The following is a 9,560-nucleotide window of genomic DNA, read 5'->3' as shown; positions in this document are numbered from 1 at the left end:
TCTCGATCGTCTTCCGATCCAGCATGGAACGCGCCCCTTAGCCCCTTTGGAGACGTCTAAGGTATCGATCAAGGAGAGCGGGCTCCACGGAAACCTACGAAGAACCAAAGAAAAGCCGCCCGGAGGCGGCTTTTCCATACCGGAACGAGCGGAGGCTTACTGCCCGCGCATGCGCCCCTGGAAGCGCGTACCACCATTGCCCATGTGCGGCAGCTTGATCTTGCCGATGGACTCGATGCGCTCCTCGGCCAGGCGGTCGGCCGCCCGGTAGGTCGGCACGCTCTGGGTCTTGGAGATCTCGAAGATGCGGCCCAGGTTGTAGTAGATCGTGCGCATCATGCGCATCGCGCGCTCGCGGTTGTAGCCGTCGATCTCCAGCGACACGTTCATCACGCCACCGGCGTTGACCGCGTAGTCCGGCGCGTACAGCACGCCGCGCTTGTTCAGCTCATCGCCGATCGCATCGGTCGCCAACTGGTTGTTGGCCGCGCCGCAGATGATCTTGGCCTTGATGCGATCGATCGTCTGCTCGTTGACGGTGCCGCCCAGCGCGCACGGCGAGTACACGTCGGCGTCGACGTCGTAGATCTCGTCCAGGCCCACCGCCTCGCAGCCCAGCTCGTCGACGCAGCGCTGCACCGCATCCTTGTTGATGTCGGTGACGAACACCTTCGCGCCCTGCTCGCGCAGCAGCTTGATGAACTCCGAGCCGACGTGGCCGGCGCCCTGCACGGCGTAGCTGTACTTGCCCACGTCCTCGTTGCCGTGCTTGAAGTTCAGCGCGGCCATCAGGCCCTGCAGCGTGCCGTAGGCGGTGAACGGCGACGGGTCGCCCGAACCACCGTGAACCTGGTGCACGCCGGTGACGTACTCGGTCTCGCGGAACACGTATTCCATGTCGTTGACGTCGATGCCGACGTCCTCGGCGGTGATGTAGCGGCCGCCCAGCGAGTTGACGAAGCGGCCGAACGCGCGGAACAACGCCTCGGACTTGTCCTTGGACGGATCGCCGATGATCACCGCCTTGCCGCCGCCCAGGTTCAGGCCGGCCACGGCGTTCTTGTAGGTCATGCCGCGCGACAGGCGCAGCACGTCGTTGACCGCGTCCTGCTCGGTCTTGTACGGCCACATGCGCAGGCCGCCGAGCGCCGGGCCCAGCACCGTGTTGTGGATCGCGATGATGGCCTTCAGGCCGGCGTCCTGGTTGTGGCAGAAGACGACTTCTTCGTGACCCGTCTTGGCGATGGTTTCAAAGATCATTGGAACGATGACTCCACGAGTTTGGCGGATGCCTTGGGGAGGGCATCCCGCAGAAAGTGTGGCGGGCCGATCCAGTGCGGACCGCCTCAGGCGGAAAAAACGCTTGAAAGTCAAAGCCCCGGCAAGGGCCGGGGCGGTCGATTCAGTCCGCTAGTTTAATACGTCGGGCCGCCGCCCGTTTCTGCGGCGCAGCAAGCCGGGCGCGACGCGCGCCCGGCGGCGGCCTTCAGCGGTGCCAGTGACCGCGGTGGAAACGCCAGTCGCGGCCGTGCCGTTCCCGGCGCGCCGGGCGGTAACGGTAGCCGGGACGTTCGCGCACCCAGTAGCCCTCGCGCCACTCATGCCGATGGATGCGCGGACTCCAGCGCCAGTAGCCCGGCGCCCACACATAGCCCGGCCGGGGTCGCACGTGCACCACGCGGACCGGCGGAGGCGGGGGCGGTACACCAAGGCGCACGTCGACCGTCACGTGGGGGTTGGCCTGCGAAGCCGGGGCGTAAGCGGCCGCACCCAGGGCAAGGCCAAGGCCGGCGAGCAGGGCGAGAGGGCGGGTGATGGCGATCATCGTGTTCTCCGGTGGGCGCCGCGCGCAGCGGCGTGCAGTCCGGGAAACGTGGTGGCCGATCCGGTGTTGACGCGTTGCTCACGCGCGTTCAGCCGCGGGCAGGTCGGCGGCTCCGCGCAAGCCTTCCCCCATCCGCCCTTCGGGCGCCTTCCCCCGCGTGGCGGGGGAAGGACCGGCCCGTGGGAGCTCACTACCGAGCCTGTCCGCGAGCGCGGGGAAGTAGATCCACGCTGGACGCTCGACACCGGGCCTTCCCCACGAACGCGGGGAAGTAGACACACATGGGACGCTCGCCATCGAGCCTTCCCCCTTGAGCGCGGAGAAGGTGACAGACATGAGACGCTCGCCACCGAAGCTCCCCACGAACGCAGGGAAGTGCAACGCAATTGGTGCGCTCGCCACCAAGCCTCCCCCACGAACGCGGGGAAGCAGACGCACACGGGACGCTCCCCCACCGAGCCTTCCCCCGCGAACGCGGGGGAAGGTGCCGACAGGCGGATGGGGGCGCCCCTGCCGCGATCCTCCAGCCGGAAGGAAACGCTTTACATCCTGCAGTTGGGCGAATGCCCGCCCGCCCGTGCCTGCTGGTACACCGGCATGAGTTGCTGCGCCTGCTGGCCCAGCACCTGCGCGCGCTTGTCCGGCGCCGGATGGGTGGACAGGAACGCCGGCGTGCCGCCGCTGCCCTGCTTCTCCATCTTCTCCCACAAGGTCACGGCGGCGCGCGGGTCGAAGCCGGCCCGGGCCATGTAGCGCTGGCCCAGCGTGTCGGCCTCGGCCTCCTGCGTGCGCGAGAAGGGCAGGAGGATGCCCACGGTCGCGCCTGCGCCCAGCAGCGCCGCGACATTGCCGGCATCACCGCCGCGCGTGCCCGCGTAGATGGTGCCGGCGGCCACCGCTGCCTGCGCCGCCATGTTGTCCGAGACGCGCTCGGCGCCGTGGCGCGCGACCACGTGCGAAAGCTCATGCCCGAGCACCACCGCCAGCTGGTCCTGGTTGCTCGCCACCTTGAACATGCCCTGGTTCACGCCGATGCGCCCGCCGGGCAGGGCGAAGGCGTTGGCGGTGTTGTCCTCGATGATCTGCACTTCCCACTGCTGCGTGTTCCACGGCGGCGGCAGCACCGAGATCAGCGCCTGGGCGACGCAGGTGGCGTAGGCGCGCTCCTTCGGCGCGTTGGCGAACTTGCCCTCCTGGCGCATCTGGTTGAACGAGGCCAGGCCCATCTGGCTCATCTGCGCATCGGACACCACCATCAGTTGCGAGCGTCCGGTGGGGGAGGTGGCGCAGCCGGCAAGCAGCGAGGCGAGGGCTGCGGCGATCAGCAGGCGGGGCTTCATGAGGCGTCTCCTTTGCGATGGCAGCAGCCAAGCTTAGCCGCAGCGCCCGCCTAAATCCGATGAACGCGCCCATCGTGTAGGAGCGCCCTTCGGCGCGACCGCCATGCATCCGGTCGCCCCCAAGCGCGTTCTTGCGCGGGAAACATCGCATGTTCAATAGAACGAACGATCGTGCTATTTTACGCAGCATGACCGCCACGCCGACCCCCGCCAAAGGCCTCGCCACCCGCGAACTCATCCTGGAACACGCCTACGAACGGGCCCGCGTGGGCGGGCTCGAAGGCTTGTCGATCGGCACGCTCGCCACAGACGTGGGCATGTCCAAGAGCGGCGTGTTCGCCCACTTCGGCTCGCGCGAGGACCTGCAACTGGCCGTGCTGGATGCCGCCGCCCGCCGCTTCATGGCGCACGTGCTGGTGCCGGCACTGTCCGCCCCGCGCGGCCTGCCGCGCCTGCGCGCGATCGTCGCCCAGTGGTGCGAATGGGGCCGCATGCACACCAGCGGCTGCGTATTGCTCACCGCCGCGGGCGAATACGACGGGCGCGAAGGCCCGCTGCACGACGCGGTCGTCGCGCAGCAGGCGGGCTGGCGCGGCGAGCTGGAAAAAGGCATCGCCCAGGCGGTGGCCGCCGGCCACCTGCGCGCCGACACCGACGCGCCACAGCTCGCCTTCGAGATCTACGCGCTGATGCTCGGCTTGCACCACGACGCCGGCCTGTTCGGCTTCGAGCAGGCCATCGGGCGCGTCCACGCCGCCTTCGAGCGCCTGTGGCGCAGCTGGCAACCTTGAGGATCGACCGATGTCCACCGTGATGCGCCGTCCCGGCCTGGCCGCCCGCTTCAAGCTCGCGACCGTCCGCACCAGCTTCGCCCTCGGCGGCACCCTGGCGCCGCGGCGCACGGCCGACCGCGCCGCGCGGCTGTTCGCCAAGCCCTTCGCGAGCAGCCGCGTGCGCGCCCGTGCCGCCACGCCCGATGCATCGATGCGGCGCGAGACCCTGCCGGTCAACGGCCAGTCGATCGCAACTTATGTCTGGGGCGACCCGGTCACGCAACCGTACGTGCTGCTGGTGCACGGGTGGTCGAGCTTCGGCCTGCGCTTCCTGCCGTGGATCGAGCACCTGCGCGCGCTCGGCTACGCCGTGGTGAGCTTCGACCAACCCGGCCATGGCCTGAGCTCGGGCGACTACTGCACCTTGCCGGAATTTGCCGACACCGTGCGCGCGGTGGGCCGCCACTACGGCGATGCGGAGCTCGCGATCGCCCACTCGCTCGGCGGCGCCGCGCTCGCGCTGGCCCAGGGCGAACGCTGGCGCGCGCGTCGCCTCGTGCTCATCGCACCGGCGGCCGACATGCACGCCGCCACCACCCGCTACTTCCGTTTTGTCCACCTGGGCGAACAACTGCGCCGCCCGTTCTACGCCTGGCTGGTCAAGCGCACCGGCGTCACCGTCGACGAACTGCAAATGCACCGTCACGTCCCCGCGCTCGGCCAGCCCGGCCTGATCGTGCACGACCTGGACGATGCCGACGTGCCGTGGGAAGAGGGCGAGCGCTACGCCCGCCACTGGCCCGGCGCGCGCCTGCTCACCACGCAGTGGCTCGGTCACCACCGCGTGCTGGACGCGCCCGAGGTCGTCGAGGCCGTGCTCGCTTTCGTGCGTGGCGAGGCCGTCGGTGAACGGGTCGTGGCCTCGGCCAACCTGCCGTTTGGCATCGCCTGAGCGTCCGCTGGCTGAACGCCATCGCGGGTTTTTAGTCGCACTTCACCTCCTGCGGCGCAGATTCGGCGCGCGCGCCAACGGGCGCGTACCGATCGATCTGCCGAAGGAGGAGACCCATGAAAACCCGACAATGGCTCAACGGCGGAGGCGGCGCGGTCGCGTTCTGCATCCTGGCCATCGCCTCGGCGAGCAGCGCCTGGGCGCAGCAGGCCGAGGCAGGCAACGACACCAGCGCCATGTTCCAGAACCTGGACAAGAACCAGGACGGACACCTCTCCCGCTCCGAAATCCCGACGGACATGTCCTTGCTGCGCTCCCGCCTGTCCACCTACGACAGCAACCAGGATGGCGCGCTCGATCCGCGAGAGTTCGCCACCGCCCAGGCCGCACTCAACAGCGGCGGTCAGGCCGGCGGCAGCGACGCCACACCCGCGCCTCGACATCGCTCGGGCGGCTGAATCCCCGCCCTTCAGCCGGCACACCCACGCACCATCGCCCCCTGTAGGAGGCGCACTTGTGCGCGACCGCCATGCCCCTGGCCGCGCACAGCTGCGCCCCTACAGGAAGCCCATGTCTGGTTGAACCCCTTCTCGAAACACCGGTGCCGAATCGCTCTCTCCGACACCGTCCGCACACCTCGCCCCCTGGTTCCAGAACGCAAACGCCGAAACTTCCACCTCGCCGCAACACCCCGCGCGCCCTCCCCGGAGCGCCCCTGCGCGCTAGCGCCGCGCTCCAAAGTCGCACACCGCCACGCTTCCACAGCAAAGCCCCCGCTCCGCACGCTTAACCCTGAACCCACTAGAATCGAAGGGTTCAGAGCAAAGAGATGTCGGAGTCGCCATGAGTTCCCCCGCCAGCCACGTCCCCGCCACCGCCGCGCAGGCCGAAACCACCCCGCTGCGTTTCGTCACCGCCGCCAGCCTGTTCGACGGGCACGACGCGGCGATCAACATCATGCGCCGCATCATCCAAGCCCAAGGCGCCGAGGTGATCCACCTGGGCCACAACCGCTCGGTGGAAGACGTCGTGCGCGCCGCGCTGCAGGAAGACGCCGACGCCATCGCGCTGTCCTCCTACCAGGGCGGCCACGTCGAGTACTTCAAGTACATGGTGGACATGCTGCGCGAGCGCGGCGCCAGCCACATCCGCGTGTTCGGCGGTGGCGGCGGCACCATCACCCCCGAGGAAATCCGCGAGCTGCAGGCGTACGGCGTCGAGCGCATCTACCACCCCAACGACGGGATGAAGATGGGCCTGACCGAGATGATCGAGGACGTCATCAAGCGCACCCGCGCCGCTCAGGCTGCGCGCCTGAAGGCCGAGCAGCCGGGCGTGCCGAAGGTCGACATCGACGACGAGATCTCCGTCGGCCGCATGCTCACCGACATCGAAGAGTCGCGCCTGGGCGAGAACGAACTGGGCCACCTGCGCAAGGAATGGGACCTCGCCGGCCGCAAGACCCCGGTGCTGGGCCTCACCGGCACCGGCGGCGCCGGCAAGTCGTCCGTGGTGGACGAACTGCTGCTGCGCTTCTTGCACGCTTTCCCCGAGATGCGCATCGCCGTGCTCGCCGTCGACCCGACCCGCCGCCGCTCCGGCGGCGCGCTGCTGGGCGACCGCATCCGCATGAACTCCCTGCGCAGCCACCGCGTGTACATGCGCTCCATGGCCACCCGCCGCCAGCACATGGCCACCAACGAGGTGCTCAAGGACTGCATCGCCTTCCTGAAGAGCCAGCCCTACGACCTGGTCATCGTGGAAACCGCCGGCATCGGCCAGAGCGACTCGGAGATCGTCGACCTGGTCGACTTCCCGATGTACGTGATGACGTCCGACTACGGCGCGGCCAGCCAGCTGGAGAAGATCGACATGATCGACTTCGCCGAGCTGATCGTGCTCAACAAGTTCGACAAGCGCGGCGCCGAAGACGCCCTGCGCGACGTGCGCAAGCAGTGGAAGCGCAACCGCACCGCCTTCGCCCTGAAGGACGAGGACGTGCCGGTCTACCCGACCATCGCCAGCCAGTTCAACGACCCGGGCGTGACCTGGATGTTCGTGAACCTCTGCCGCCTGCTGCGAGAGAAGAAATGGGGTCAGAGTCATTTTTCGAACGAAGGCGGTGGCACAGGCGAGGGGCGTGGGTCGAAAAATGACTCTGACCCCATTTCTTCTCCCCACGCCATCGGCAGCCCGAACTGCAATTTCCAGCCCGACCTCGACACCAGCCTCAAGGAACCGCGCGCCACCGTCCTCATCCCCGGCAGCCGCGTGCGCTACCTCGCCGAAATCGCCGAGCAGGGCCGGGGCATCAACAGCTCCATCGCCCGCCAGGCCGAAGCCGCCAGCAAAGCCCAGCACTACTACGAATCGCTCAAGGAACTGGGCGACCAGGCGCTCCCGCGCCCGCTCGACCTCTACCCCCGCGACGCCCTGCACCCCTCAACCCCCAAGGCCGAGGCTCTGCCTCCCTCAACCTCCAAGGCCGAGGCTGTGCATCCCTCTCCCTCCGGGAGAGGGACCGAGGGTGAGGGTACGGGTCTTGCGCAAACCTCCAATGGAACCGTTCGCGCTGAGCGTAGCCCGCAGGGCGAAGTCGAAGCGCCTGCCGTAGACCGCACACTGCTGCTCTTACGCCAGCGCTACAACGAAGCCGTCAAGGAACTCTCCGCCGAGTCGACCCATCTCCTGCGCGACTGGCCGAAGCTCCGCGAATCCGTCACCACCGACGTCAACGAATACCAAGTCCGCGGCAAGACCATCCGCGTCGACAACTACCGCGAATCCCTCAGCCACCAGAAGATCCCCAAAGTCGCCCCACCCAAAACCACCAACTGGGGCGACCAACTCCTCTTCCTCGGCAAGGAAAACCTCCCCGGTCACTACCCCTACACCGGCGGCGTCTATCCGTACCGCCGCACCGGCGAAGACCCCACCCGCATGTTCGCTGGCGAGGGCACCCCGGAGCGCACCAACCGCCGCTTCCACTACCTGAGCCAGGGCGGCGCGGCCACGCGCCTGTCCACCGCGTTCGACTCGGTCACCCTGTACGGCGAAGACCCGGCCCCGCGCCCGGACATCTACGGCAAGATCGGCAACTCCGGCGTCAACATCGCCACCCTGGACGACATGAAGAAGCTCTACTCCGGCTTCGACCTGTCCGCGCCGACAACTTCAGTCTCCATGACCATCAACGGCCCGGCGCCGATGATCCTGGCGATGTTCATGAACACCGCCATCGACCAGAACGTGGAGAAGCACCTCAAGGCCGACGCCGCCCGCTGGGCCGAGACCGAGCAGCAGATCGCCAAGCTCTACGAAGGCCGCCAGCGCCCGCGCTACTCCGGCGAGCTACCCAAGGGCAACGATGGACTGGGCCTCGGCCTGCTCGGCGTCACCGGCGACCAGCTCGTCGACGCCGAAACCTACGCCCGCATCAAGCAGGAGACCCTGCAGGCCGTGCGCGGCACCGTGCAGGCCGACATCCTCAAGGAAGACCAGGCGCAGAACACCTGCATCTTCTCCACCGAATTCGCCCTGCGCATGATGGGCGACATCCAGCAGTACTTCGTCGAGCACAAGGTCCGCAACTTCTACTCGGTGTCGATCTCCGGCTACCACATCGCCGAAGCCGGCGCGAACCCGATCAGCCAGCTCGCCTTCACCCTCTCCAACGGTTTCACGATCGTCGAGTACTACCTCGCCCGGGGCATGCACATCGACGACTTCGCGCCGAACCTGAGCTTTTTCTTCTCCAACGGCATGGACCCGGAGTACACCGTCATCGGCCGCGTCGCCCGCCGCATCTGGGCCCGCGCCATGCGCGAGCGCTACAGCGCCAGCCCGCGCAGCCAGATGATGAAGTACCACATCCAGACCTCCGGCCGGTCGCTGCACGCGCAGGAGATCCAGTTCAACGACATCCGCACCACGCTGCAGGCGCTCTACGCGCTGTTCGACAACTGCAACAGCCTGCACACCAACGCCTACGACGAAGCCATCACCACGCCGACCGAAGAGAGCGTGCGCCGCGCCGTGGCGATCCAGATGATCATCAACAAGGAACTGGGCCTCAACTTCAACGAGAACCCCTGGCAGGGCAGCTACGTCGTCGAGGAGCTGACCGACCTGGTGGAAGAGGCCGTCTACAAGGAGTTCGAGGCGATCAGCGAGCGCGGTGGCGTGCTGGGGGCGATGGACACCATGTACCAGCGCGGCAAGATCCAGGAAGAGTCGCTGTATTACGAGCACAAGAAGCACGATGGATCGCTGCCGCTGATCGGGGTGAACACGTTCCTGGCCAAGGAGCACGGCGGGGAAGTGGCGACCGAGATCGAGCTGATTCGCTCCACGGAGGAGGAGAAGGGGCAGCAGATTGCGAACGTGCGGGGGTTTGGGGAGGCGCGGAATGGGTTGGCGCCTGAGAGCCTGAAGCGGTTGCAGCAGACGGCTCGGGAGCGGAAGAACGTTTTCGAGCAACTGGTTGAGGCGGTGAAGTACAACTCGTTGGGGCAGATTAGCCACGCGTTGTATGAGGTGGGTGGGGAGTATCGGCGGAATATGTAAGGGGAGAAACCAAATTCGCTACGTTGCCCACTAAAAAGCCCGCGCAAGCGGGCTTTTTAGTGGGCGAGGAAAGAGAAGCTTGTGTGTGAGCTGCACTAGAGGTT

7 protein-coding genes are annotated in these 9,560 nt (G+C 67.4%); 4 read left to right on the top strand and 3 right to left on the bottom strand.

Annotated features, from left to right (window positions below):
• Positions 1–156: 156 nt before the first annotated feature.
• From J7I44_RS09595 to J7I44_RS09585, 3 genes are all read right to left on the bottom strand, one after another.
• Positions 157–1,260, bottom strand: a complete 1,104-nt coding sequence (locus J7I44_RS09595) for a Glu/Leu/Phe/Val dehydrogenase dimerization domain-containing protein (protein WP_209619539.1) — start codon at positions 1,258–1,260, stop codon at positions 157–159.
• Positions 1,261–1,486: 226 nt separating this feature from the next.
• Positions 1,487–1,825 (bottom strand): YXWGXW repeat-containing protein, encoded by a 339-nt coding sequence (locus J7I44_RS09590; RefSeq protein WP_209619537.1) that lies wholly within the window; start codon positions 1,823–1,825, stop codon positions 1,487–1,489.
• 542 nt (positions 1,826–2,367) lie between these two features.
• On the bottom strand, positions 2,368–3,165 hold the full coding sequence (locus tag J7I44_RS09585; protein WP_209619534.1) for a M48 family metallopeptidase: 798 nt from the start codon (positions 3,163–3,165) through the stop codon (positions 2,368–2,370).
• 188 nt (positions 3,166–3,353) lie between these two features.
• Here J7I44_RS09585 and J7I44_RS09580 point away from each other — a divergent pair, with 188 nt between their 5' ends.
• From J7I44_RS09580 to J7I44_RS09565, 4 genes are all read left to right on the top strand, one after another.
• A complete protein-coding gene (locus tag J7I44_RS09580; protein ID WP_245188085.1) occupies positions 3,354–3,956 on the top strand; it encodes a TetR/AcrR family transcriptional regulator in 603 nt (200 codons plus the stop codon).
• A gap of 10 nt (positions 3,957–3,966) precedes the next feature.
• A complete protein-coding gene (locus J7I44_RS09575; protein ID WP_209619527.1) occupies positions 3,967–4,890 on the top strand; it encodes an alpha/beta fold hydrolase in 924 nt (307 codons plus the stop codon).
• 116 nt (positions 4,891–5,006) lie between these two features.
• Positions 5,007–5,348: an EF-hand domain-containing protein gene (locus tag J7I44_RS09570; protein WP_209619524.1), complete on the top strand. Its 342-nt coding sequence runs from the start codon at positions 5,007–5,009 to the stop codon at positions 5,346–5,348.
• A gap of 385 nt (positions 5,349–5,733) precedes the next feature.
• On the top strand, positions 5,734–9,456 hold the full coding sequence (locus J7I44_RS09565; protein ID WP_209619521.1) for a methylmalonyl-CoA mutase family protein: 3,723 nt from the start codon (positions 5,734–5,736) through the stop codon (positions 9,454–9,456).
• The last annotated feature ends 104 nt before the right edge of the window (positions 9,457–9,560 follow it).

This window comes from Frateuria flava (genome assembly GCF_017837635.1).
GTDB classification, from domain to species: domain Bacteria; phylum Pseudomonadota; class Gammaproteobacteria; order Xanthomonadales; family Rhodanobacteraceae; genus Frateuria_A; species Frateuria_A flava.
This window is presented reverse-complemented; position numbering and strand designations above follow the sequence as displayed.

Bases quoted from the DNA above. Each gene is read 5' to 3' on its own strand.
- J7I44_RS09595 (WP_209619539.1), bottom strand. From the start codon at position 1,260: ATGATCTTTGAAACCATCGCCAAGACGGGTCACGAAGAAGTCGTCTTC.
- J7I44_RS09590 (WP_209619537.1), bottom strand. From the start codon at position 1,825: ATGATCGCCATCACCCGCCCTCTCGCCCTGCTCGCCGGCCTTGGCCTT.
- J7I44_RS09585 (WP_209619534.1), bottom strand. From the start codon at position 3,165: ATGAAGCCCCGCCTGCTGATCGCCGCAGCCCTCGCCTCGCTGCTTGCC.
- J7I44_RS09580 (WP_245188085.1), top strand. From the start codon at position 3,354: ATGACCGCCACGCCGACCCCCGCCAAAGGCCTCGCCACCCGCGAACTC.
- J7I44_RS09575 (WP_209619527.1), top strand. From the start codon at position 3,967: ATGTCCACCGTGATGCGCCGTCCCGGCCTGGCCGCCCGCTTCAAGCTC.
- J7I44_RS09570 (WP_209619524.1), top strand. From the start codon at position 5,007: ATGAAAACCCGACAATGGCTCAACGGCGGAGGCGGCGCGGTCGCGTTC.
- J7I44_RS09565 (WP_209619521.1), top strand. From the start codon at position 5,734: ATGAGTTCCCCCGCCAGCCACGTCCCCGCCACCGCCGCGCAGGCCGAA.